The sequence below is a fragment of the Dactylosporangium aurantiacum genome, assembly GCF_000716715.1.
Lineage (GTDB): Bacteria > Actinomycetota > Actinomycetes > Mycobacteriales > Micromonosporaceae > Dactylosporangium > Dactylosporangium aurantiacum.
Genome location: NZ_JNYJ01000012.1, coordinates 60189 through 83437, shown reverse-complemented (window position 1 = coordinate 83437; position 23249 = coordinate 60189). Strand labels below are relative to the sequence as shown.

Sequence of the window (23249 nt, the reverse complement as noted above, 5' to 3'; positions counted from 1 at the left end):
TTGATCGTTCGCCGGGCATCGCACCATCGTGCCCTGCGCGGCGGGGGTCACACCATCCGGTGCGGTTACAGGTCGTCGGGGCGGCGCATCAGCACGGTCTGATCGTTCGCGCCGGGCGCCGGCGGCATGCCGGGCGGCGGCGGGGCGGCCGGAGGGAAGCCCGGCGACGCGGCGGGTGGGAAGCCCGCCGGTGGGGCGGGTGGCGCGCCGTAGACGTTCGAGCCGCCGGGTCCGCCCTGGTACGAGGGGGCCGCCGGGGACCCGTACACCCCCGGGGTGATCACGGAGGTCGGGTTGTCCTGGCCGATGTTGGGCCGTTGGAACACGCCCGTGTCCGGCTCCAGCCGGTCCTTGCGGCGGAAGTAGAACAGGCTGCCGACGAGGCCGAGCGCGGCGACGATGGCGATCACGCCGATCCAGAACCCGAACCCGAGGCCACCGCTGTCGCTGACCGGCTTCGTGGTCGGGTCCTCGCGCGGGATCGCGCCGTTGCCGGCCTCCGGCGGGGCGATGACCTCGTCGGACGTGCCGGTCGGCTCGGCGGAGGCGCTGCGTGACGCGCGGGTCGACTTCGACGGGCTCGCGGTGGCGCTGGCACCGGTGACCCGGAGCTTGAACTTGGCGTCGTTGTTGCCGGGCTTCGGGTCGGTGACCCGCTGGTTGGCGGCGAGCCGGGCGACGACGCTGCCCTCTCCCTCGCCGCCGCTGCGCAGGACGAGCTGGATCGAGCCGTTGGCGCTCGCGCCGGCCTTCAGGTTCGCCTGGCAGCTGGCCACGGTGCGGTTGCTCGCGACGGCGCACGAGCCGGCGGACTCGATCTGCGCGTTGCTGGGGACCCTGATCGTGACGACGACCGCGACGTCGATCTTGCCGTGGTTCTCCACCTGGAAGCCGACGGAGGTCTTCTCGCCGGCCTTGCCCTGGACCGAGCCGTCGCCGACCTTCGCCTCGATGTCGGCCTCGGCGGTCGCGGCGTGCGCGGGCCGGGCGGCGGCGAGCGCGCCGAACACGCCCGCACCGACGGCGACCGCCAGTGCCGCCGCCGCCGCGACCCGGCGATGTGCGGCGTCGTGCCGCGCCGAGCGTCCCGCGACGCGTGTCGTCATGCTCATGTCACCCCCAACCAGCCTCCGGCGGACACTAGCAGGATCCGTCAACCGGACTGTGCCGGGCGCCGGTGTCAACCCCTGCGGCCCGCCCGGGCCGCACCGTCAGGGTTTCCGGCGGGAGCGGCGGGAGCAGGCGCAACGGCGGCCGGCGCGGCGCAGGCGCGCTCGGGCCGCCCGGAAGGTGGCGTGCGTCACGCCGGCGGCGCGGTGACGTTCGCCAGGGCCATCAGCAGGGCGAGCGCCACGAACCCGACGTACGCGAGCCGGCGGCGGCGGATCGTCTCGTACGCGTGCCACCACGCGATCGCCGCCTCGCACGCCGGCCCGGCGACGAACGCGCTGCTCCTGCGCTTCGGCACGAGCATCGGGGCGAGCCGCACGGCGGTGCTGACGTACACCCGGCGGGCCGGCGGCGGCTCGTCCGGGCGCCAGGCGGTCACCTGGATCTCGTGGTCGTCCGCGGGCCCGTCCTCGGCCAGGTAGTACCGCTCGGAGCGGCGGGCGAACACCCGGCCGAGGAAGTCGTCGGCGGCGTCCTCGTGCCCGAGCCGGGTGCGCAGCAGCTCCAGCCAGCTCCACCGGGTCGCGACGTCGGTGAGGACGTCGGCGTACAGGCAGTCGGCGTCCTCCTCGGCGCCGACGACGCGCACGGAGTCCCGGCGCAACGGCTCCAGGTGCCGGGAGACGAATGCGACGTATTCGGCGGGCGGCTCCGACGTCATCCGCATCACACCATCGTCGCCGTCCACGCGGCGCAGCGCCACCCTCACCGTGGGCTGCGACCGGCGGGCGCGGCGGGTGCCGCCGGCACCGGCCGCCGCGTTCCTCCAAGGTCAACTGTTGCGCGTGGATGCGATGATCGGCCCCGTGGGCTCCGCGTTACCCGTCGGCCGGGAGGTCCTCATCCCCCGGCAGCTGTCGGTCGCCATCGACGAGGGTGGCATCCGCACGGCTTCCGGCATGCTGCCCGCACTCCTGTACACCACCGAAGGGCTGGAGCGGCACGGCCAGCGCGAGATGGTCTTCGCCGTCATCCGCACCGGCACCCCCGCGCCCGGGTACCCGCTGACGATGGCCCGCACCGTGCACCGGCTCGCCGCCGAGGGCCGGCTGGTGGAGGCCGGCGACGTCAGCGTCTTCAACGCACCCGGCATCGACATCGACGGCCGGGTGACCGGGTTCGTGTACGCCGCGGCCCCCGAGGAGATCCCGTCGACGGTCCGGTTCGAGCGGCCGCCGCTGGTCGCGCTGCCGCTGCTGGCCGGCGAGACGACGGTGGTGCAGCGGTTCGGGCACGCGCGGGTCCTGTCGCTGCTCGGCGCGCAGGAGCGGTACTACCCGCACCCGTGGTGGTTCCGCCCCGGCCGGTCCCCGGTCGTCGACGACGCCGAGTTCCGCGCCGCGACGATGCTGTCGAAGGCCCCCGCGTACAACCTGCCGTTCCTGCGGGTCGTGCACGTCGGTGACCGGCTCGAGCTGACGATCACCGCGGGCGACGCGACCTCCTACATCGGCGGTGCCGACGAGGAGCTGGAGGCGTTCGAGGAGGCGCTGCGCGAGGCCGCCGACGTGTGCGCGTTCCTGCCCGGCCTCGCCGACGTGCCGCAGACGTACGTGTGGGCCCCCGGCCAGCAGGGCCCGGCCGCGATCGTCGCGCCCGGCGGCGAGCGGTCCACCCGGATCGGCTGCAACTTCCTGCTCCTCGTCCGGGGCACCCTGGAGCCGACCGCTCGGCAGATCGAGGACGGCTTCGCGGTGCTGCTGACCGGCGCCATGTACGCCCGGCTCCGGCAGGCGGTCGAGGCCGGCCGCCCGATCGAGATCGGCCTGCCGGCCGGCGCGGTCAGGACCCTCGCGCTGCGGCTGGAGCCGCGGCGGGGTCCGGCGTCGCGGCCGGTGCAGGCGGTCCGGCCGGGCCCGGGCACGCAGGCGGCGCCGCTGCCCGCGGCCCCGCCGCCGGACGGTGCGCCGGGGGCGGGCCCGGCCGCCGAGCGGTACCGCACCGGCGAGCTCACCATCTACCGCCCGCCGCCGGCCGAGGAGGCGGACCGCTCCGGGCCGGACGCCGGCGGCCGGGCGCTGCGGCACGTCGACCGCGGCCGGATCGTGCTGCTCACGGCGGAGGAGCAGGTGCGCCGGGCCACGACCCCGGCCGAGCTCGGCGACTTCATCGACCGGGCCAGGGGCATCGTCGACCGGGCGTTCACCGGGGTGCGGCACGGCACCGAGGAGCTCATGGTCGAGTTCCGCCTCGGCCCGTCCCGCCCGGTCGCGGTGCGCATCATGGCCCGCCCCGAGGCCCCGCCCCGCGAGCTGCAGGTCGTCCTGGAACGGCAGCTGCTCGCCCTGCGCCCGCCGGCGATCCGGCACAGCGAGGTCGCGTTCCAGCTGCACCTGCGGCTGTCGCGCTGACCCTCGCCGGGCCGCGGGGTGTCACACGTCCTGGGTCTGCGCCCGCTCGATCTCGGTGAACGCGGCCCGCAGGTACCGCGCGAACGGCCGCGCCTGCAGCAGGTCCACGAGCAGCAGCGGGGCGTGCCGCGCCAGGGCCTGCGGCGACGGGCGGCCCTCGTCGTCGCCGTCGTCCTGCACGCCGAGAGCGCCGACCAGCAGCACCACCATCACCTGCGGGTCGACGTCCTGCCACTCGGCGGCGGAGCGGACCGCGTGCTCGAGGGCGGCGCGCACGTCGTCACCGTCGAGGCCGTCGGGGTGCCGGTCCTCCAGCAGGGTGCGCACGACGGCGCCGAGGACCAGGCCGACCTGCTCGGCGTCGAGGGCGGCGAGCTGCTCGACGGCGGTGTCGTAGGCCTCCTTGTCGCGGCCCTGGGCCGCCTCCACGGCGGCCGAGGCGGCGGTCGCGATCGCCCTGGCGGGCGGCGGCAGGTGCCGCCAGCCGGACGGGGTGCGGGTGGTGTCCACACCGTCGAACCTTAGTCCCGTGCCGGGGGTGTCCCACGCCACAGCACCGGCGGCCCGGAAGTGTCACGTTCCGCCAGGCCCGTCCCGTCGTCACTGCATGACCCAGCGAATGTCGTTCAACGAGATCAACCCGGAGGCGTACCAGGCGGTCCTCGGCCTGGAGAAGTACGTCCGGGCGCACGTCGACCCGGCCCTGCTGCACCTGCTCAAGCTGCGGGCGTCGATCCTCAACGGGTGCGCCTTCTGTGTCGACCTGCACACGACCGAGGCGCTCGCCGACGGCGAGGACAGCCGGAAGCTCTTCGGTGTCTCGGTGTGGCGGGAGGCGCCGTTCTTCGACGAGAAGGAACGCGCCGCGCTCGACCTCACCGACCACGTCACCCGGCTGGGTGAGCACGGGGTCCCCGACGAGGTGTGGGACACCGCCGTCGAGCACTACGGCACGAAGGGGGTTGCGGACCTGCTGATGGTCATTGCGACGATCAACGTGTGGAACCGTCTCGCCGTGCCGACGAGGAAACAGCCGACGACCTGATGACCGGGGAGTTCCTGGCGCACCGCCGGATGCTCCTCGGCCTGGCGTACCGGCTCGTCGGCACCGTGCACGACGCCGAGGACGTGCTGCAGGAGGCGTACCTGCGGTGGACCCGCGCCGACCGGTCGGAGGTCACCGAGCCGCGCCGCTACCTGACCAGGGTGGTGGCGCGGCTCGCCGTGGACGCGCTGCGCGCCCGGCAGGCCCGGCGGGAGGAGTACCCCGGCACCTGGCTGCCCGAGCCGGTGCACACGGGCGACGCGGTGCACGACGTGATCGACACCTCGGACCTGTCGGTCGCGGTCCTGCACCTGATGGAGCGCCTGACGCCGCCGCAGCGCGCCGTGTACGTGCTGCGGACCGCGTTCGACCTGCCGTACGCGGAGATCGCCGCGATCCTGGACCGTGGCGAGGAGGACTGCCGGCAGCTGCACCGCCGGGCGGGGGCGGCGCTCGCCGGGCGGGTCAGGTTCAGCACCGACCCGGCGCAGCACGCGCGGCTGCTCGACGGGTTCGTCGCCGCGGCCCGCGACGGCGACGTCGAGCGCCTGGAGCGGCTGCTGCACGAGGACGTCGTCGCCTGGAACGACGGCGGCGGCAAGGTGCGCACCGGCCCCAACCCGATCCGCGGCCGGGCGAAGGTGATCCGGTTCTTCACCGCGGTCATGCGGCGGCACGCGGCGGTGGTCACCATCGTGCCGACCGGGGTCAACGGGGAGTACGGGCTGCTCGTGGACGGCCTCTACCGGTACGCGATGTGCGTCGCCGTGGTCGACGGGCGCATCCACGACGTGTTCCGGGTCGCGAACCCGGCGAAGCTGTCAACCTTCGGCGCGCCCGGCTCGTAGTAGAGGGTATGCGCGACTTCGACGAGTTCGCCGCCGCGGCGACCCAGCCGTTGCTGCGGCTCGGCTGGCTGCTGACCGGCCACGCCGAGCAGGCACAGGACCTCGCGCAGACCGCGCTGATCCGCACGTACGGCGCGTGGCACCGGGTCCGGCACGACGACGCGCTCAGCTACGCCCGGCGGGTGATGGTCAACCTGCACACCGACTGGCTGCGCCGGCGCCCGTGGCGGGAGCAGCCGCGCGCCGACCTGACCGGCGAGGGCGCGGGGCACGACGGCGGGCATGACGGCGGGCACGGCGCGGTCGAGGACCGGGCCGCGCTCGTGGCGGCGCTGCAGTCGCTGACCCGGCGGGAGCGCGCCGCGATCGTGCTGCGCTACTACGTCGACCTGTCCGAGCAGCAGACGGCGCAGACCCTCGGCGTCAGCGTCGGCACGGTCAAGTCCGTCTGCTCGCGGGCCCTCGCCAAGCTGCGGGCCAGCCCGGCCCTGTCGGAGGAGCGCCGTTTCGTCCGTACCGTCCAGGGAGAACACGCATGAACGCAGAGCTGGAGCTCGGCGAGCGGCTCACCGACGCCGCGATCGCCGCGCCGGACCGACTCGGGGTTACGTTCGAGGAGCTGCGCCGGCGGGGTGCGCGGCGGCGCCGGACCCGGCTCGGGGTCACGTCGGCGGCGGTGGTCCTCGCCGTCGCGGGCGGCACCGCCGTCGCGGCCGGCGCGCTGCCGGGCCGGGACGCCGGCGGGTCCGCGGACGGCGCCCCGGTGGCGACCCAGCCGTCCGTCGCCGCCTCTCAGGCCGGTTCGCCGGCCGGGTCGCCGGCCGGGTCGGCATCCGCCGAGTCGGTCCCGGCGCCCGGCGGTGACCCGGCGGCCGTCATCGAGCCGCCGGCCACGATCGACACGGGCGAGGCGGTCGCCGGCGGGGTCCTGACGCTGTGGTTCGGGGTGCAGGACAACCGGTTCGTGCAGGCGGTCGGGCAGCGCGGGACGGACGGGAAGCTGGCCCTGCTCGGCGTCACCAACGACCCGGACGTGACCGGGCCGGTGCCGGGCGGTCCCGGGTTCCACGCGGGCTGGGAGTTCGGCGGCGGCGCGGACCGGTTCCTCACCGGGTACGTCGTCGGTGACGTCACGACGGTGACGCTGACGGTCGACGGCACGGCGCGGACCGCGAAGGTCGCCGCGTGGCCGCCGCACCCGGCGGTGCACGTGTGGTGGCTGCGGGTCCCGGAGGCGCCCGGCACGCCGTGGCAGCAGGCGCGGGTCCGTGACCTGACCGCCCGGGACGCGTCCGGCAAGGTCGTGGCCGTGCACGCCGACGGGGGCGTCGGCACCGGCTGACCGGCACTCCCGCGGGGCGGGAAGTCGGCGTATGGTCGATGGCCAAGGAGGCCCGCCATGCCTGCTGACGACCTTGACAACGCCGCGTTCGACTACGTGATCGTGGGTGCCGGACCGGCCGGCTGCGTGCTGGCCAACCGGCTCTCCGCGGACCCGGGCACGACGGTGCTGCTGCTGGAGGCCGGTGGCCCCGACAACGCCAGGGAGATCCGGATCCCGGCGGCGTTCAGCAAGTTGTTCGCCACGCCGTACGACTGGAACTACCGCACTGTCAAACAGCCGCGGCTCGCCGACCGGGAGCTGTTCTGGCCGCGCGGCAGGACGCTCGGCGGGTCCACGTCGATCAACGCGCAGATGTGGATCCGCGGCTGCGCCGCCGACTACGACGGGTGGGGCGTCGAAGGCTGGTCGTATGCCGACGTGCTGCCCTACTTCCAGCGCGTCGAGCGCCGGGTCGCGGCGGCCGGCACCGGCTCCTATGGCACCGGCGGCCCACTGTGGATCAGGGAGCTGCGCAGCCCGAGCCCGATCACCGCCGCGTTCCTGGAGGCGTGCGTCGCGGAGGGGATCCCGGCCACCGCGGACCTCAACGGGCCCGACAACAGCGGCTGCTCGCCGACGCCCGTCACCCAGCACCGCGGGGCGCGGTTCAGCGCCGCCGACGCGTACCTGCGACCGGTGCGCAAGCGGCCCAACCTGACCGTGCGGACCGGTGCGACCGTCGACCGCGTGCGGCTCGCGCAGCGGCGGGCCGTCGGCGTCGCGTACAAGGACGGACACGGGGTCGTCAGGCAGGTCGCGGCGCGGCGGGAGGTGCTGCTGTGCGCGGGCGCGGTGAACACGCCGCAGCTGCTGCAGCTGTCCGGCATCGGCGACCCGGCCGTGGTGCGGGCCGGCGGGGTCGAGCCGGTCCACGAGCTGCCCGGCGTCGGGGCGAACCTGCAGGACCACCTGTCCACGGGCGTCATCGTGACGTGCCCGCGGCCGATCACGATGTTCGCCGCGGAGTCGCTCGGCAGCGTCGCGCGCTACCTGCTCGGCCGGACCGGGATGCTGTCGTCGAACGTCGCCGAGGCGGTCGCGTTCATCGCCCCGGACCGCGGCACGCCGCCGGAGGTCGAGCTGATCTTCGCGCCGGTGCCGTTCGTCGAGCACGGGATGGTGCCGCCGCCCGGGCACGGGCTGACCATCGGCGTGGTGCTGCTGCAGCCGCGCAGCCGCGGCACGGTCGGGATCGCCGGGCCGACGGCCGCGACCCCGCCGGTGATCGAGCCGGGCTACCTCAGCGACGAGGCCGACCTGCGCCGGCTGATCTGGGGGGTACGGGTCGCCGAACGCCTGGCCCGCTCCCCCGCCCTCGCGCCGTTCGTCGGTGCGCCGATGGCGCCCTACACCGGGGTCCTCGACGACGACGGGCTCACCGACCTGATCCGGCGCAACTGCGAGACGCTCTACCACCCGGTCGGCACCTGCCGGATGGGCACCGGCGACGACGCGGTGGTCGACCCGTCGCTGCGGGTGCGCGGGCTGACCGGGCTGCGGGTCGTGGACGCCTCGGTGCTGCCGGTGATCAACCGGGGGCACACGATGGCGCCGGTCTACATGGTCGCGGAGAAGGCGGCCGAGCTGATCATCTCGGGCCGCTGACCGCGGCTCCCCGGCGAAGGACGATGACCGTTGTCAAAGGCCAGAGCGACTGGGCGCCGGCGGCGAGGCGTTCCGCGAGCCCTACCAGTACACCGGCGGCGAGCGCTGCGCAGAAGAGCCCGACGAGGATGACCAGTCCAGCCGCCCCGGCCCGCATCAGCGCCGGCGGGACCGGCTGGGGCGACCCGCCCGGGACGCGGCTGAGCGCCGGCCACACCGCGAGACAGGCGAAGGCGAGCGTCGCCACCAGCTGATGCGCCCCGGACGAGCCGGTGCGCGGCAGCGGGAACGCGGCGACGAGGACCGTGGCGGCGCCGCCGGCGGCGAGCATGACCCTGGCCGGGGTCGCGAGCGGGCGCAGGGCGGCGGCGGTGACGCAGTGGCAGACGCCGACGCCGAGCAGCGCGACGGTCATCACCCAGCGGTGCGCGGCGCCGTGGCCGGCGAGGGCGCTGATCGTGTCGCGCAGCGGGTCGAAGCCCGCGGGCTGCAGGGCGGCGGCGACGGTCCAGCCGCCGATGAGCAGGACCGGTGCGGTGGCCGCGGAGACCACCGCGAACCACCGCACCGTGTGCCGTCGTGCCGGACTCTGCCGTCGTGCCGGACTCTGCCGTCGTGCCGGACTCTGCCGTCGTGCCGGACTCTGCCGTCGTGCCGGACGCATGCCTGGAGTATGCCGGTCAGGCGCCCCAGACCTCGATCTCCCACAGCGAGTAGCCCCACTGCGTGCCGCGCTGCGTGCCGTAGACCCGCAGGTAGCGGCCGGAGCCGGTGACGGTGAGGTCGTCGGTGCCGCCGTCGCCGGTCGTCGTGGTGTAGACGTTGGTCCAGGTGGTGCCGTCCGGCGATGTCTGGACCTGGTAGGCGCGGCCGTACGCGGTCTCCCAGTTCAGCCGCACCCGGCTGATCGACCTGGTGGCGCCGAGGTCGAGCCGGATCCACTGCGGGTCGGCGTAGGCGCTGCCCCAGCGGGTGCCGGCGTTGCCGTCCACGGCGTTCGCCCCGGTGTGCGGGCTGCCCGGCTCGACCGACGACACGGTCACCGGGCAGTTGCGGCACAGCGACTGCGGCCCGGTGCCGGCCGGGGTGCCGTACACGTTGAGGTCCCAGATCGAGTAGCCCCACTGCGTGCCGCGCTGGGTCTGGTTGATCCGCACGTACCTGCCGGTGCCGGTCAGGGTGACGTCGTCGACGCCGCCGTCGCCGGTGGTCGTGCCGTACACGTTCGTCCAGGTGCTCCCGTCCGGTGAGGTCTGGATCTGGTACGAGCGGGCGTACGCGGCCTCCCAGTTGACCCGCACCCGGTTGAGGTTGTACGCGGCGCCGAGGTCGACCTGCAGCCACTGCGGGTCGGCGTGGACGCTGCCCCAGCGGGTGGCCGGGTTGCCGTCGACCGCGTTCGCCGCCACAAGGGTGCTGTTGGGTTCGACGGACGACGCCGACGCGGTCCTGCCGCGGGCGAGGTCGGTGGCGCCATCGGTGCGGATGCGGATGTTGCGGTACAGGATGTCGGCGCCGGCGCCGTCGTTCTGCACCCCGATGTAGCCGGACTGGATCGCCCTGGTGCTGGTGTAGTCGTTGATCTTCACGCCGTTGAGCCAGATCTCGACCCGCTGGCCGTGGACGCCGACCTCGTAGGTGTTCCACTGCCCGGGCGGGTTGAGCGCGGCGGCGCGCAGGGCGGCGTCGGGCGCCTTGAAGCTGTAGACGCTGCCGGTGGTGCGGGTCGGGTCGGCGTCGGTGGCGTCGATCTGGATCTCGTGGCCGGCGTTGACCGGCCCCCACGGGTCGCCGTTGGGGTCGGGGAAGCCGATGAAGACGCCGCCGTTGTCGTCGCCGGGCATCTGCCAGTCGAGCTTCAGCGAGTAGTCGGCGAACTGGCGCACCGGGTACCAGAGCAGGCCCATGCCGCCGAACGAGGTGAGCGTGCCGTCGGCGAGGGTGAACCCGCCGGGGCCGGCCTGCCGCCACTGGTCGAGGCTGGCCTGGCTACCGTCGAACAGCGCCTGGTAGCCGGTCTCCGGGCGGCAGTCGGCCTGCGCCTGGCCCGCGGCCCAGGTGATGCCGCCGAGGAGATGGCGGGTGAAGGCGGCCTCGGTGTAGGACGCCTCGGTGTGGCCGAGCCCGGTGTACCAGGAGCGGCCGCCGTCGAACTGCTTGCACCAGGAGATCGGGTGGTCGCCGGCCATCGACCCGCCGCTGTAGCTGCCCTCGTCCAGGCTCATCAGGACCTTGGCGGTGCCGCGCGGGTTGGTCTGGTAGTTGTACCACTCGTCGGTGCGGGTCCAGGTCTGCGCCAGGTGCGCGGTGGCGGGGTGCGCGCGGTCCTCCACCCGGATCGTCGCCTGCTGCTGCGCGGGGTGGGAGCTGAACCAGGCGCCGACCAGGTTGCCGTACCAGGGCCAGGAGTACTCGGTGTCGGCCGCGGCGTGCACGCCGACGTAGCCGCCGCCGGCGCGGATGTAGGACTCGAAGGCGGCCTGCTGGGTGGCGTCGAGCACGTCACCCGTCGTCGACAGCCAGATGACGGCCTTGTACTGGGTCAGGTTCGCGGTCGTGAACGCGGCCGCGTCCTCCGTCGCGTCGACGGCGAAGTTGTTGGCGGCGCCGAGGGCCTGCACGGCGGCGATGCCGTTGGGGATCGAGCTGTGCCGGAAGCCGGCCGTCTTGGAGAACACGAGGACCTTGTAGGCGGGGGCGGCGGCCGCGGGGGCGGCCGCGACGGTGGCCGCGCCGGCCGCGGCGAGGACCGCCGCGACCGCGGTCGCGGCGATCAGGTTCCAACCGGGTCTACGCACGTGACGTGCTCCTTCCGACTGGACCGCGGCCTGTGCGGGGCCTCGCGGTCACGGGGGGAGGAGGAGCGCGCCGAACGCACCTTCCGCTGCTGTTGCCAGAACTTTGCCGCGAACCATCAAAAGTGTCAATGCCTGACACCTGAACGGTGGTTAGATCGTGCACGACTGAATCGTGTGCTACGTTTCAGGGCGTGAGGGATGTCCTGGCACTCGACCAGCAGGTGTGTTTCGCGCTGTACACGGCCTCGCGGGCCGTCACCGCGCGCTACCGTCCACTGCTCGACGAGCTCGGCATCACGTACCCGCAGTACCTGGTCCTACTCGTGCTGTGGGAGCACGACCGGCGGACCGTCAAGGAGATCGGCGCCGCGCTGCGGCTCGACTCCAGCACGCTGTCGCCGCTGCTCAAGCGCCTCGAGGCGGCCGGCCTCGTGGCCCGGGCCCGGCGCACCGACGACGAGCGGTCCGTCACCATCCGGCTCACCGACGCGGGCAGCGCCCTGCGGGACCGCGCCCGCGCCGTGCCCGCCCGGCTCGTCTGCGACGGCGGCCTCGGCATCGGCGAGCTCGACGCGCTCCGGGAGACCCTGGTGCGCCTCACCACGGCCCTCACCGAACTGACCGAACCCAGCGATCCGCGAGGAGACACCTCTGATGGCAGTCCTGTACACCGCTGACGTCACCGCCACCGGTGACGGCCGCGACGGCCACGTCACCAGCTCCGACGGCATCATCGACGTCGACGTCGCGGTGCCGAAGGAGATGGGCGGCGCCGGCGGGGCGACCAACCCCGAGCAGCTGTTCGCGGCCGGTTACGCGGCCTGCTTCCACAGCGCCCTGCGGGTCGTCGCCCGCCGCGCCAAGGCGTCCGTCGAGGGCAGCGAGGTCAACGCCCGGGTCGGCATCGGGCCGAACGGCAGCGGCGGCTTCGGCCTCGACGTCACGCTGACCGTCACCCTGCCCGGGGTCGACGCGGCCACCGCCCGGCAGCTCGTCGACGCGGCGCACCAGGTGTGCCCGTACTCCAACGCGACCCGCGGCAACATCGACGTGCGGCTGGAGGTCGCGTGACCGGCCCGCAGCGGAGCGAGGAGCAGGTCATCATGGGCGCAGATCTTCGGTCAGGCCGGCGCCGCAGCGCAGCGGAGGTGACGGCATGACCACCAGCGGCAAGGTCTGGCAGCTCGCCGCCCGGCCGACCGGGTTCCCCACGCCGGAGGACTTCCGGCTCGTCACCGAGGAGCTGCCGGCGCCCGGCCCGGGGCAGATCCTGGTGCGCAACGAGGTCATGTCGGTCGACCCGGCGATGCGCGGACGGATGAACGACGTGCCCTCCTACGTGCCGCCGTTCCAGCTCGACGCGCCGCTGGAGGGCGGCGCGGTCGGCACCGTCGTCGCGTCCGAGAGCCCCGACGTCGCGGTCGGCGACAGCGTCCTGCACGGCCTCGGCTGGCGGGAGTACGCGCTGCTGGACGCCCGGCACACGCGGGTCGTGGACACCACGGTCGCGCCCGCGTCGGCGTATCTCGGGGTCCTCGGCATGCCGGGGCTCACGGCGTACGCCGGCCTCCTCGACGTCGCGAAGATGCGCCCCGACGAGACCGTCTTCGTCTCCGGCGCCGCCGGTGCCGTCGGCACGCTCGTCGGGCAGATCGCCCGGCTGCGCGGCGCGCGGCTCGTCATCGGCTCCGCCGGGTCGGCGGAGAAGGTGCGGTATCTCGTCGACGACCTCGGCTTCGACGCGGCGTTCAACTACAAGGACGGCTCGATCCGCACCCAGCTCAAGCAGCTGACGCCCGACGGCATCGACGTGTTCTTCGACAACGTCGGCGGCGAGCAGCTGGAGGCGGCGCTGTTCCGGATGAACCTGCACGGGCGGGTCGCCATCTGCGGCGCGATCTCGCAGTACAACAACCCGGACGCGGCCGGCATCCGCAACCTGACGCTGCTCATCAGCAAGCGGATCACCATGCAGGGCTTCCTGGTCCTGGACCACTGGGACCGCCGGGAGGCGTTCGTCGAGGAGATGGCCGGCTGGCTGCGCGAGGGCCGGGTGCAGGTCGCGGAGACGTTCGTGGACGGCATCGACCACGCCGTCGACGCGTTCCTGGGCATGCTGCGCGGCGAGAACCTGGGCAAGATGATCGTCCGGCTCACGTGACGGTTTCCTGGCGGCGCCGGGCAGCCGGGCCGGCGGGTCCGCCGGCGGGTCCGCCGGCCGGTTCGCCGGCCGGTTCGCCGGCCGGTTCGCCGGCCGGTTCGCCGGCCGGTTCGCCGGCCGGCCCGGCGCGGCTGGCGGGTCCGCCGGCCGGTTCGCTGGGGCTGGCGGGTCCGCTGGCCCGCCCGCTCGGGCCGGCGCGCGTGCCAGCGGGGCCGCTGGGGCTGGCGGGCCTGCTGGCGGGGCCGCTGGGGCTGGCGGGCCTGCTGGCGGCGGCCGGCATCTCACACCTGGTCAACCCGGCGCCGTACGACCGGATCGTGCCGCGGGTGCTGCCCGGGTCGCCACGCACGTACACGGCCGTGAGCGGGGTCGTGGAGCTCGCGCTCGCGGCGGGCCTGGCCCACCCGCGCACGCGCCGGGCGGCAGGGCTGGCCACCGCCGGGTTCTTCGCGGCGGTCTTCCCCGCCAACGTGCAGATGGCGATCGACTGGCGGCACGCACCCCCGGCGCGCCGCGCGGTCGCCTACGCCCGCCTGCCACTGCAGGTCCCGCTCATCGTGTGGGCGTTGCGGGTCGCCCGGGAGGCCCGCGGCCAGGGTTGAATGTGGGGATGCTGCGAACTGACCGGCTGGTGCTGCGACGCTGGCAGGACGAGGACCGGGCGCCGTTCGCGGCGCTCAACGCGGACCCCGACGTCATGCGCTTCTTCCCACGCCCACTGAGCCGCGCCGAGAGCTACCTGATGATCGACCGGATCGAGGCGGCGTTCGACGAGCACGGCTACGGCCTGTGGGCCGTCGAAGTCGTCCAGCCCGACGGCAAGGACCTCACCGGGCCCGACGAGACCGCCGGCCTCGGGCGCGACGAGGCCGGCTTGACCAGGCCCGACGGGACCGGCTTCATCGGGTTCGTCGGCCTGGTGTGGCAGCGGTTCCCAGCGCACTTCACGCCGGCGCTGGAGATCGGGTGGCGGCTGCCCCGACACGCCTGGGGCCACGGGTACGCGACGGAGGCGGCGACGGCGGCGCGGGACTTCGCGTTCCGCCCCGCCGCTGACGGCGGCGCTGGCATGGACGAGATCGTGTCCATCACCACGCGCACCAACGAGCCCTCGCAGGCGGTGATGCGCCGCATCGGCATGACCCGCGACCCGGCCGACGACTTCCGCCACCCCAACCTCGAGCCGGACCACCCCCTGGTCGAGCACGTCCTGTACCGCCTGCGCCGCCCCGCCGCCGGCCACCGGGACGAGTGACCCGGGCGGCCGACCCGGGCGGCCGACCCGGGCGGCTGACCCGGGCGGCACGCTCGGCCGGTGGCAGCCGGGACAGTGATCCCGAGCGGCACGCTCAGCCAGTGGCAGCCGGGACGGTAACTCGAGCGGCACGCTCAGCTGGTGTCAACCGGGACCGTGACCCCGAGCAGCGCACTCAGGGGGCAACGCGGGCCGGGCGACCCCAGGCGGCACGCCCGGCCGGTGACGAGCGCCGAGCGGACCCGCCGGAAGAACCCGCCCCACGTCGGGCAGTGCCGCCCCGGACCGAGGAAACCGGCCCCCACGGGCGGCCCTGGCACATCTCTCCGACCGGACACATACCCCTGACCGCGTCGGCGGCGCACGTCCTATCACGACGGTACTCGAACCGTCCTAATCGATCTTCGGGCCGAGCACGCTCCGTAGCCTACCGGCATTGGCCGAGCTTTCCGGGCGTTCAGGCCCGACGCCGGCAGGCCTTCGCCCAGCGCGAAAGGTACCGCGGGGCGCTGGAGGAAAGCGAACCGGCAGAACGCCGCGAGACGGCTGAAGCCGGCGCCATGACGGTGGCGCCGGCTTCCGGGAGCGTGCTCGCGGCCTACTTCGAGGGCTCCGGCAGGTCGCAATTGATCTTGGGGTTGACGCCCAGGTAGTTCAGGGGGCCGGCGACGATCGTCACGAGGATCGTGCCGGTCTTCGCGCAGTTGGTGTCCTCGCTGTCGAAGTAGCCGCGCTGACCGGCCGCGATGACGCCGATGATCAGCCAGATGACGAGGATGACCCCGCCGATACCGGTTCCTCTGCCCACGGGACTGCCTCCATCTATCCAACGAACTCGGCTTCTTCGAATCGACGGTTGGATACCCCGGACCCCGGCTGACGCAAACCCGCCTGGTGATCTTCCTCGCTGTCCGGTTGGCAGCAAAGGGGGAGTCAACGGCACCGGCCTGCTCGTACGGTTCCTCTCGTTCCCTGATCCACCTGAACCGAGCACCTGAAGGAGCAACCCATAATGAGCGACGACTACACCCCGTTCAGCGCCGACCTCGACGGCGACGGCGTCGAGGACCAGGCCGTGATCTACACGACCGAGGACGGCGCGAACGTCATCGTCGGTGACCTCGACGGCGACGGCCAGGCCGACTTCGCCGCCCTCGACGAGGACGGCAACGGCGTCTACGAGCAGTCGTACAACGCCCTGACCGACGAGTACACCGACCTGACCGCCCAGGACACCGCCGACTACGACGGCTCCGGTGGCAACCTCGACGGTGACATCGCCCAGTACGACACGGCCGACTACGACGGCTCGGGCGGCAACCTCGACGGTGACGTGAGCGGCGGCATGGCCACCGCGGAGGGCAACGTCTCCGGCCCCGCCGAGACCGACACGGAGACCGCCGACGCGGGCGCGAGCTCCGGCGGCTACTACGACGCGGCCGCCGTCTCCGACATGATGGCGATGCAGCACGAGACGAGCATGGCGATCATCAACAACATCTGAGTCCGCTTGCCGTATACAGAACGGGCGTGGTGCCGGAAGGCGCCGCGCCCGTTGCGTCGTGTCGCGCCTCGTTCCGCTGGAGCACCCCCGTGCATGAGCTCAGCCTGCTGCTCGTCGTCGACCTCGTCGGCATCGCCGTGTTCGCCGCCTCGGGCGCGACCGCCGGTGTCGCGAAGAAGCTGGACCTGTTCGGGGTGGTGTTCGTCGGGTTCATGGCGGCGCTCGGCGGCGGCATCATGCGTGACGTGTTCGTCAACGTGCAGCCGTTCGCGTTCGTCGACTGGCGGTACGCGGCCGTCGCGGTGGTGACCTCCGCGGCGACGTTCTGGCTGCACCCGGCGGTGAGCCGGCTGTACTGGACGGTCCTGGTGCTGGACGCCGCGGGCCTCGGGCTGTTCACGGTCACCGGCACGCTGAAGGCGCTCGACGCCGGCATCCCGCCGGTCGGCGCCTGCATCATCGGCATGATCACCGGGATCGGCGGCGGGCTGATCCGGGACCTGCTGACCGGCGAGATCCCCACGGTGCTGCGGCGCGAGATCTACGCCGTGGCGGGCCTGCTCGGCTGCGCCTCGGTGGCGGCGCTGGACGCGCTGCACGCGCAGCGCCCGGTGAGCATCGCCCTCGCCGCGGTGCTCGTCTTCGTGCTGCGGATGGTCGCGCTGCGCCGCAACTGGTCGGCGCCCACGGCCTCCGGGCGGTGAACCCGTCCGGGAATCCTGACACGAGATGGCAGGAACCGGCGGCAGGATGAGGGCATGTCTGGATTCGCCACGCTCATCATGGTCAACATCGACTGCGCCGAGCCGCCCGTGCTCGCCACCTTCTACAGCGAGGTCCTCGGCTGGGAGGTGACCCACTCCCAGGCCGAGTACGCGATGATCAGCGACGGCACCTCGTCGATCGGCTTCGGGCAGATCCCCGGTCACACCCCGCCGACCTGGCCCGAGGGGCCGGTGCCGAAGCAGTTCCACCTCGACTTCTACGTCGACGACCTCACCGACGCCGAGGCCCGCGCGCTCAAGCTCGGCGCGACCCGCCCCGACTTCCAGCCCGCGCCCGACCGGTACCTCGTCCTGCTCGACCCGGCCGGTCACCCGTTCTGCGCCTGCCTGCGTTCATAGCTCGTCCTGTACGCCGGCTCAGCGGGTCAGCGTCGACGAGGACACCGACGGGGGCCGGGCGCCGAGGAAGTAGATGCCGGGGAAGCCGGGCGTCTCGAACCCGGCGCTCGGGTTCTTCCGCAGCGTCGAGCTCTCGATCGACATCGTGCCGGTGCGGTCGTTGCTGACGAAGAACACGGCGCCGCCGCCCTCGTTCGCCTTGTTCTGCTCGACGAGCGTGCCGGCGAGCCGCACGGTGAACAGGTTGCCGTCGCAGTAGATGGCGCCGCCGCTGCCACCGCCCGGGGTGCCGCCCCGGGCGGGGTTGGCACCCTTGCCGACCGCCGAGTTGTACGACAGCACACTGTTGAGCACCACCCACGACACCCCGATGCTGCTCAGCGCGCCGCCGTTGGCGCACACCCCGCCCTGGCCGGAGGCGCCGCCGAAGGTGCTGCCCACCACGTACACCGGCTGGTTGTGATACTGGCTCAGCACCCGGATCGCGGCGCCGCCGAGGTCGGGGCCGGTCTGGTCGCAGCGGTTGCGCACGAACCGCGAGTTGACGACCTTGAACCGGCCGCCGCGCACGAAGATCGCGCCGCCGCCGCCACCCTCCGTGGTGTCGCCGGTCGAGTTGCCGTCGGCGAACGCGAGGTTCTGCACCGTCAGCGACGGGTGGTCCTGGTCCTGGCAGTGCGACGTGGTCCAGCCCTGGTTCTTGTCGCACGTGTTCATGTACAGGATGCGCCGCCGGCCCTCGCCGCTGAGCGTCACCTTGCCGCCGCCGTCGAGCACGATCTTCGCGCCCTGCACGTTCTTGACCTTCGCGGTGGCCTTCATGGTGATCGTCACCAGGTCCGGCCCGCAGTTGAAGGTGATGATCCCGCCCGCGCCGACCGCCGACACCACGGCCTCCGACGTGCAGCTGCCGGGCGTGCCGGTGCCGACGACCCTGGTGGGCTTCGACGTGTCGACGGCCCGCGCCTCCGCCGGTACGCTCGCCCGCCCGCCCGGGTTGCCGTTGACCTGCGCGGGCGCGGCCGGCGCCGAGCTGCCCGGCGGCGTGCTGCCGGGTGTCGACGGCGCCGGCGGCGAACCCGGCGACGGCGCGGCGCTCCCGGCGGCCGCCGCGGGCTGCGGCTTCGCCGGTGACCCGCCGCACCCGGCGAGCGTGAGAACGACGGTCGTCAGTGCCGCTGCCAGTGCCGCTGCCGGGGTGCGTCGTCGCATCCGGCGATCCTACGACCGCCGGACGGGCCGCGGAGACGGTGCCGTCAGCGCAGCTCGCGCTCCCAGTCGACGGCGGCGGCCTCGAGGGTCTCCGGGTCGAGGTCCAAAGTCACCGGGTAGTCGTAGGTGCGGTGGCGCTCCGCGCCGAGCCACGGCGGCGCCGCCGCCAGGGAGAACCCGACGGTGACCCGGGGCTGCAGGTGGTCGTGCTCCTCGAGGGTGAACGTCAGGCTCGGCGCCGCGAACGACAGCCGGTCCGGCAGCTCCAGCCGCCCCTTGGCGGCCTTGAGCAGCCAACCGCCGAGCGTCGCCGCCTCCGCGGCCGTGAGGCACGCGTCACGGAACGTCCATGCCCGGCCGTCGCCGGCGTCGACGACGCCCTCGATGACGAGCAGCCCGCCGGGGCCGTCCGGGTGGGTACTCGTCCGGTCCACGACGCGCAGCTCGACGGTGACGCCGCCCGGTGCCTCCAGCCTCACAGCGCTTCCTGCTTCACAGTGCCACCAGTTCCACGACCTCGACCTCGCTGTGCCCGTCGCCGCCACCGCGGCGGCCGACCCAGCCAGCATCGCAAGCGCGCCGCCCGAGCGCACCGGACGTTCGGCCGGACGATGCCTGCCCGGCGGCGGTCGCTACGGTGGCGGGATGACGACGCGACCACGGCTGGCGGAGTTGCTCGACCTGGCGCCGCACCCGGAGGGCGGCTGGTTCCGGGAGACGTGGCGCTCGCCGGTGACGTTCTTCCCGGACGGCTACGACGGTCCGCGCAGCGCGGCCACCGCGATCTACTTCCTGCTGCACCCGGGCGAGGAGTCGGCGTGGCACGTGGTGCGCTCCGACGAGCTGTGGTTCTGGCACTCGGGCGGCCCGCTCGCGCTGCGCCTCGGCGGCTCCGGGGAGCGTCCCGGCGACGGCCCGGCCACGCTCCTGGGCGGCGACGTCGCCGCGGGGCAGCGCCCCCAGGTGCTGGTCCCGGCCGGCGTGTGGCAGGCCGCGACGCCGGTCGGTGACGAGCCGGTCCTGGTCAGCTGCGTGGTGGCGCCGGGGTTCGACTTCGCCGACTTCCGCCTGGAGCCGTGACCCCTGACCCTGACCGCTGACCCCTGGCCGCTGACCCCTGACCCTTGAGGCCGGACGGTCCACATCGGACGGCACAGGCCGTCCGATGTGGACTTCCGCGGTGCTCAGACCCGCCGGGCGAAGCGGAAGGCGTAGACCGGCGAGATCTTCACCCCGTCCCGCTCGGTGGAGGCGTGCACCATCCGGCCGCCGCCGATGTAGATGCCGACGTGGCCGGTCGACGGGAACACCAGGTCGCCGGGGCGCAGCTCACCCCGGCCGACCGGCCGGCCGACCCGGGCCAGGGCGCCCGTCTGGTGCGGCAGCGTGATCCCGGCCCGCCGGTACGCGGCGGCCACCAGCCCGGAGCAGTCGAACCGGTCGGGTCCGACGGAGCCGAAGCCGTACCCCTTGCCGACCTGGGCGAGCGCGAACCCGACCACCCCTCCCCCGGCGTCCGCGGGCGGGCCGGTCCACGGTGCCGTGCCCCGCGGTGCCGTGGCGCGTGCCGCCGGGCGGCGGGGCACGCTGCGGACCGTCGCGGCGCGGGCGGGCCGCTGGCGGCCGGGACTCGTGCGCGGGGTGCCCGTGCGCCCCTTCCGGACCCGCTGCGGGCTGCTGGAGACCGCGGCGGCCACCGTCCCGGTCGCCTCCGGCCGGCCGGCCGGGTCGGTCACCGCGGCCCGCCGCTCCCGGGCGGCGTTGCGGCTCGCGGCGCGGATGTCACGGACCTCGGCGAGCGCGTCGGGCGCGGGCGGCTGGTAGTACACGAGTGAGCGGACCCCCGCGGGCGGCGCCGCGGTGCTGACGGAGATGGTGCCGGCGTCCGGGTCCTCGTGGGCGGCGAGCGCCGGGGCGCTGCCGGCGACCGTGCCGAGGACCACGCAGAGCACGGTGCCGAGGCCGGTGCGCAGCTGGGTTCGCAGGCCGGCCCGCGGACGCGGTCCGCGGTCGGGGCGCTTCGCCGCGAAGGCGCAGCGGCGGGCCGCCGGGTGGCGGCGTAACGGATGTGTGGACAGTGCGACTCCCCGCTAGGCCCGGGGCCCACCTGCGCTTTCCGGTGACCCGGCCGCGGGGCGCACACCGTCGTGCGCCGCCACGGGCCAGGTCGCGCGCTCCGGTGGCGGAAACCGCCGGCGCACGGGTGCCGGAAACCCGGGCAATGATCGTTGCGAGTGCCACATTTCCACAATTTCCCGAGAAGTCGGGCTTTTTGCGCGAATTGCCATTGGCGGGGACGGTTGCCGCCGGTACCAACGGCAACAGCGCGCGTCGATCAGCGCTCGGGATCCGACACGTCCGCCACGGTCGCCCGCAGGGTCTGCACGGCGGCACCGGCGTCGACCGCGAGCGCCACGCCGTGCCGGCCACCGCCGAGCGTGATCTCGCGGCCGAGGATCCGTTCGTCGGCGATCACCGGCCACGCCGTCGTGGCGCCGAACGGCGTGATCGTGCCGCGCTCGTAGCCGGTCGCGTCGCGGGCGGTCGCCGCGTCCGGCATCGACAGCCGGTTGACGCCGAGCAGGGCGCGCAACTTCGGCCAGGAGATCACCCGGTCGCCGGGCACGAGCACGAACCGGTAGTCCCCGTCGCCGACCCGCACCACGATCGTCTTGACGACGTCGGGGACCGCCACGCCCCGCGCCGCGGCGGCCTCGGCGAGGCTGCGGACCGGCCCGTGCTCGACGACCCGGAAGGCGATCCCGCTCGCCTCGGCCGCCGCGACCGCCGGGTTGCCGCCAGGTGCTGGATCAGGGGACATCTTCGCCACGGTACCGGCACGCCTCAGCCGACCAGTGGGCGAACCCGCTCCGCCACGAACCGCAGGAACCCCTCGGGGTCCGGGTCGTCGGGCGTCGGTTGCAGGACCACGGTGTCCGCGCCCGCGTCCGCCCAGCGGTTGACCGCGTCGGCGACCGCGTGGGCGTCCCCGGCGACCGACACGTCCTGCCCGTCGCGGTACCCCCAGCGCACCCGCTCCGCCGCCATCCGCTCCACGGCGTCCGGGCCGGTGGCGGCGTGCAGGTACACCACGACGGGGTGCGGCTCGTCGCGCCCGGCGGCCTGCCGGCCCTCGTCGATGAGCCGGCGGGCCGCCCGGACCCCGTCGACGTCGGTGCCGCCGGTCAGGATCGTGCCGTCGGCGACCTCGCCGGCCAGCCGCAGCGTCTTCGGGCCGGTCGCGCCGACCAGCACCCCCGTGTTCAGCGGCCCTGCCTGGTCGCCTGCCTGGCTGCCGACCGAGGCCTCGGTCGGCGGCCAGTCGAGGGCGACGCCGTCGAGCCGCACGTACCGGCCCTGGACGCTGAGCCGCTCACCGGCGAGCAGCGCCCGCAGGGCGGTCACGTACTCCCGCAGCAGCGTCAGCGGCGACTCCGCCCGCGCGCCGACCTGCCCCATCCAGTCCTGCACCCCGTGCCCGACCCCGACGAGCGCGCGGCCCGGGAACAGCCGGTGCAGCGTCGCCAGCTCCATCCCGGTCAGCGCCACGTTGCGCAGCGGGACGGGCAGCAGCCCCACCCCGACACGCAGCCGCTGCGACCAGGCCAGGGCCGCCGTCGCGGTCGCCACCCCGCCTTCGAGGAAGCAGTCCTCCCACAGCCACAGCTCCTCCAGCCCGCTGTCGTCGGCGGCGCGGACCACGGCGCGCAGCCGCTCCGGCGGCAGCTGCGGCACGAACACGGCACCCAGAGTCGTCATCCCGCCATGCTGCCAGCCGCCCGACGCCGGCGGGGCCCGGTCACCCGCCGAGCCGCTCGACGACCGCCCGCACCCGGGCGGCCCGGCCGGCCTCGGTGCGCAGCTTCAGCAGCCGCAGGATGATCAGGTACCGCTCGGTGCCGGGCAGCGCCTCGAACGCCGCCCGCGCCCGGTGGTCGGCGGCCAGCGCCGCGGCGAGGTCGGGCGGGACGGTCGCGGTGCGCTGCGACGGGTACGCCGCCGCCCACCGCCCGTCCGTCTGCGCCTTCGCCACCTCGGCCAGCCCCGCGGGGCGCATCCGGCCGGCCGCGGTCAGCGCCTCGACCTTCGCCACGTTCACCTGGGACCACGAGCTGCGGGGGCGGCGCGGCACGTACCGCTGCAGGAAATGCCGCTCGTCCAGGCCCTTGCGCTGCCCGTCGATCCAGCCGAAGCACAGCGCCACGTCGAGCGCCTCCCCCACCGACAGGCTCGCCACGCCGCTGCCCTTCCGGCCGACGCGGATCCACACCTCGGCGGCGGTGGCGTGGTGCTCGCCGAGCCACGCCTCGAACGCCGCCGCGTCGGCGAACAGGACCGGCGCCATCAGGCGCCCGCCGCGCCGACGACGTCGAGGAAGTGCGGGTTGTGCATGACGCCGACGACGTTGCCGAACGGGTCGGTCACCGCCGCCGTCACGAAGCCGTGCCCGCGCTCGGTGACCGGCTGCAGCGGCGTCGCCCCCATCGACGTGAGCCGCTCCAGGGTGCCTTCGAGGTCGTCGACGTGCCAGTACATGAGCGCGCCGGCCGGTGCGGTCGTCGTGTCGTACGGGGCGTACCGGCTGTCGACGATGCCGACCTCGTCCTGGTGGTCGCCGATGCGGAACTCGGCGTAGCCGGGCCGCTCGAAGTACGCCTCGACGCCGAACAGGTCCGCGTACCAGCGCTTGGCGGCGTCGTGGTCGGCGGCGAAGAGGCTCAGGGTCGCGAATCCGCGAAACGTGGTGGGCATGGCGACGACGCTACCGGCCATTGCGGAAAGGTAGGTTCCG

The 23249-nt window shown here is 74.2% G+C and carries 28 protein-coding genes; 15 read left to right on the top strand and 13 right to left on the bottom strand.

The window, feature by feature from the left end:
* Positions 1–65: 65 nt before the first annotated feature.
* Positions 66–1106, bottom strand: coding sequence for a hypothetical protein (locus tag OP18_RS16190; RefSeq protein WP_156089555.1), 1041 nt, complete (start codon positions 1104–1106; stop codon positions 66–68).
* A gap of 194 nt (positions 1107–1300) precedes the next feature.
* Positions 1301–1837, bottom strand: coding sequence for a hypothetical protein (locus tag OP18_RS16185; protein WP_033359731.1), 537 nt, complete (start codon positions 1835–1837; stop codon positions 1301–1303).
* Between the two features lie 139 nt (positions 1838–1976).
* On the opposite strand from OP18_RS16185, the gene OP18_RS57215 reads away from it, so the two are divergent.
* The gene (locus OP18_RS57215) at positions 1977–3521 is read left to right on the top strand and encodes a hypothetical protein (RefSeq protein WP_156089554.1); all 1545 of its coding nucleotides are present in this window, start codon (positions 1977–1979) and stop codon (positions 3519–3521) included.
* Positions 3522–3542: 21 nt separating this feature from the next.
* Here OP18_RS57215 and OP18_RS16175 read toward each other — a convergent pair whose 3' ends face one another.
* Positions 3543–4031 (bottom strand): hypothetical protein, encoded by a 489-nt coding sequence (locus tag OP18_RS16175; protein WP_033359729.1) that lies wholly within the window; start codon positions 4029–4031, stop codon positions 3543–3545.
* 97 nt (positions 4032–4128) lie between these two features.
* Between OP18_RS16175 and OP18_RS16170 the strand changes: the two genes are divergently transcribed.
* From OP18_RS16170 to OP18_RS16150, 5 genes are read left to right on the top strand one after another with little or no spacing between them, the layout of a single operon-like run.
* Positions 4129–4566 carry a carboxymuconolactone decarboxylase family protein gene (locus OP18_RS16170; protein ID WP_245635395.1) on the top strand — a complete coding sequence of 146 codons (438 nt, stop codon included), beginning with the start codon at positions 4129–4131 and terminating at the stop codon, positions 4564–4566.
* Entirely contained in the window at positions 4521–5414 is an 894-nt protein-coding gene (gene sigJ / locus OP18_RS16165) for an RNA polymerase sigma factor SigJ (RefSeq protein WP_245635394.1), read from the top strand. Before OP18_RS16170 ends, sigJ begins: the two co-directional genes overlap by 46 nt.
* Positions 5415–5422: 8 nt before the next feature.
* A complete protein-coding gene (locus OP18_RS16160; RefSeq protein ID WP_033359726.1) occupies positions 5423–5953 on the top strand; it encodes a SigE family RNA polymerase sigma factor in 531 nt (176 codons plus the stop codon).
* Positions 5950–6756 carry a hypothetical protein gene (locus OP18_RS57210; RefSeq protein WP_033359725.1) on the top strand — a complete coding sequence of 269 codons (807 nt, stop codon included), beginning with the start codon at positions 5950–5952 and terminating at the stop codon, positions 6754–6756. The genes OP18_RS16160 and OP18_RS57210 overlap by 4 nt, the downstream gene beginning before the upstream one ends.
* 57 nt (positions 6757–6813) lie before the next feature.
* On the top strand, positions 6814–8403 hold the full coding sequence (locus OP18_RS16150; protein ID WP_033359724.1) for a GMC family oxidoreductase: 1590 nt from the start codon (positions 6814–6816) through the stop codon (positions 8401–8403).
* On the opposite strand, the gene OP18_RS16145 is transcribed toward OP18_RS16150, so the two are convergent.
* Complete coding sequence (locus OP18_RS16145) at positions 8387–8971, bottom strand: DUF998 domain-containing protein (RefSeq protein ID WP_033359723.1); 585 nt, start codon at positions 8969–8971, stop codon at positions 8387–8389. The genes OP18_RS16150 and OP18_RS16145 overlap by 17 nt on opposite strands.
* Positions 8972–9083: 112 nt before the next feature.
* Entirely contained in the window at positions 9084–11201 is a 2118-nt protein-coding gene (locus OP18_RS52575) for a ThuA domain-containing protein (protein WP_052386811.1), read from the bottom strand.
* Between the two features lie 191 nt (positions 11202–11392).
* Here OP18_RS52575 and OP18_RS16135 point away from each other — a divergent pair, with 191 nt between their 5' ends.
* From OP18_RS16135 to OP18_RS16115, 5 genes are all read left to right on the top strand, one after another.
* Entirely contained in the window at positions 11393–11878 is a 486-nt protein-coding gene (locus tag OP18_RS16135; RefSeq protein WP_033359722.1) for a MarR family winged helix-turn-helix transcriptional regulator, read from the top strand.
* Complete coding sequence (locus tag OP18_RS16130) at positions 11856–12272, top strand: organic hydroperoxide resistance protein (protein ID WP_033359721.1); 417 nt, start codon at positions 11856–11858, stop codon at positions 12270–12272. Before OP18_RS16135 ends, OP18_RS16130 begins: the two co-directional genes overlap by 23 nt.
* An 85-nt stretch (positions 12273–12357) precedes the next feature.
* The gene (locus OP18_RS16125) at positions 12358–13362 is read left to right on the top strand and encodes an NADP-dependent oxidoreductase (protein WP_033359720.1); all 1005 of its coding nucleotides are present in this window, start codon (positions 12358–12360) and stop codon (positions 13360–13362) included.
* A gap of 200 nt (positions 13363–13562) precedes the next feature.
* Positions 13563–13964, top strand: coding sequence for a DoxX family protein (locus tag OP18_RS16120; RefSeq protein ID WP_245635393.1), 402 nt, complete (start codon positions 13563–13565; stop codon positions 13962–13964).
* A gap of 8 nt (positions 13965–13972) precedes the next feature.
* Positions 13973–14617 carry a GNAT family N-acetyltransferase gene (locus OP18_RS16115; protein WP_033359719.1) on the top strand — a complete coding sequence of 215 codons (645 nt, stop codon included), beginning with the start codon at positions 13973–13975 and terminating at the stop codon, positions 14615–14617.
* 598 nt (positions 14618–15215) lie between these two features.
* On the opposite strand, the gene OP18_RS16110 is transcribed toward OP18_RS16115, so the two are convergent.
* Positions 15216–15425, bottom strand: coding sequence for a hypothetical protein (locus OP18_RS16110; RefSeq protein WP_033359718.1), 210 nt, complete (start codon positions 15423–15425; stop codon positions 15216–15218).
* Between the two features lie 204 nt (positions 15426–15629).
* Between OP18_RS16110 and OP18_RS16105 the strand changes: the two genes are divergently transcribed.
* The 3 genes from OP18_RS16105 (at position 15630) to OP18_RS16095 (ending at position 17245) form a co-directional block, all read left to right on the top strand.
* Positions 15630–16121, top strand: a complete 492-nt coding sequence (locus OP18_RS16105; RefSeq protein WP_033359717.1) for a hypothetical protein — start codon at positions 15630–15632, stop codon at positions 16119–16121.
* An 89-nt stretch (positions 16122–16210) separates the two neighbouring features.
* The gene (locus OP18_RS16100; protein WP_033359716.1) at positions 16211–16825 is read left to right on the top strand and encodes a trimeric intracellular cation channel family protein; all 615 of its coding nucleotides are present in this window, start codon (positions 16211–16213) and stop codon (positions 16823–16825) included.
* Between the two features lie 54 nt (positions 16826–16879).
* The gene (locus OP18_RS16095) at positions 16880–17245 is read left to right on the top strand and encodes a VOC family protein (RefSeq protein WP_033359715.1); all 366 of its coding nucleotides are present in this window, start codon (positions 16880–16882) and stop codon (positions 17243–17245) included.
* A gap of 18 nt (positions 17246–17263) precedes the next feature.
* On the opposite strand, the gene OP18_RS16090 is transcribed toward OP18_RS16095, so the two are convergent.
* Positions 17264–18457, bottom strand: coding sequence for a hypothetical protein (locus tag OP18_RS16090; protein WP_033359714.1), 1194 nt, complete (start codon positions 18455–18457; stop codon positions 17264–17266).
* A 44-nt stretch (positions 18458–18501) separates the two neighbouring features.
* Entirely contained in the window at positions 18502–18936 is a 435-nt protein-coding gene (locus OP18_RS16085) for a WapI family immunity protein (RefSeq protein WP_033359713.1), read from the bottom strand.
* Between the two features lie 166 nt (positions 18937–19102).
* Here OP18_RS16085 and OP18_RS16080 point away from each other — a divergent pair, with 166 nt between their 5' ends.
* A complete protein-coding gene (locus tag OP18_RS16080) occupies positions 19103–19537 on the top strand; it encodes a cupin domain-containing protein (RefSeq protein WP_033359712.1) in 435 nt (144 codons plus the stop codon).
* A 104-nt stretch (positions 19538–19641) separates the two neighbouring features.
* Here OP18_RS16080 and OP18_RS52570 read toward each other — a convergent pair whose 3' ends face one another.
* From OP18_RS52570 to OP18_RS16055, 5 genes are all read right to left on the bottom strand, one after another.
* A complete protein-coding gene (locus OP18_RS52570; RefSeq protein ID WP_052386810.1) occupies positions 19642–20400 on the bottom strand; it encodes a C40 family peptidase in 759 nt (252 codons plus the stop codon).
* Between the two features lie 392 nt (positions 20401–20792).
* Positions 20793–21278: an aminoacyl-tRNA deacylase gene (locus OP18_RS16070; protein WP_052386825.1), complete on the bottom strand. Its 486-nt coding sequence runs from the start codon at positions 21276–21278 to the stop codon at positions 20793–20795.
* Between the two features lie 23 nt (positions 21279–21301).
* Positions 21302–22216 (bottom strand): LLM class flavin-dependent oxidoreductase, encoded by a 915-nt coding sequence (locus tag OP18_RS16065; RefSeq protein WP_033359710.1) that lies wholly within the window; start codon positions 22214–22216, stop codon positions 21302–21304.
* Between the two features lie 40 nt (positions 22217–22256).
* On the bottom strand, positions 22257–22802 hold the full coding sequence (locus tag OP18_RS16060) for a YdeI/OmpD-associated family protein (protein WP_211273566.1): 546 nt from the start codon (positions 22800–22802) through the stop codon (positions 22257–22259).
* A complete protein-coding gene (locus OP18_RS16055) occupies positions 22802–23209 on the bottom strand; it encodes a VOC family protein (protein ID WP_033359790.1) in 408 nt (135 codons plus the stop codon). The genes OP18_RS16060 and OP18_RS16055 overlap by 1 nt, the downstream gene beginning before the upstream one ends.
* Positions 23210–23249: the final 40 nt, after the last annotated feature.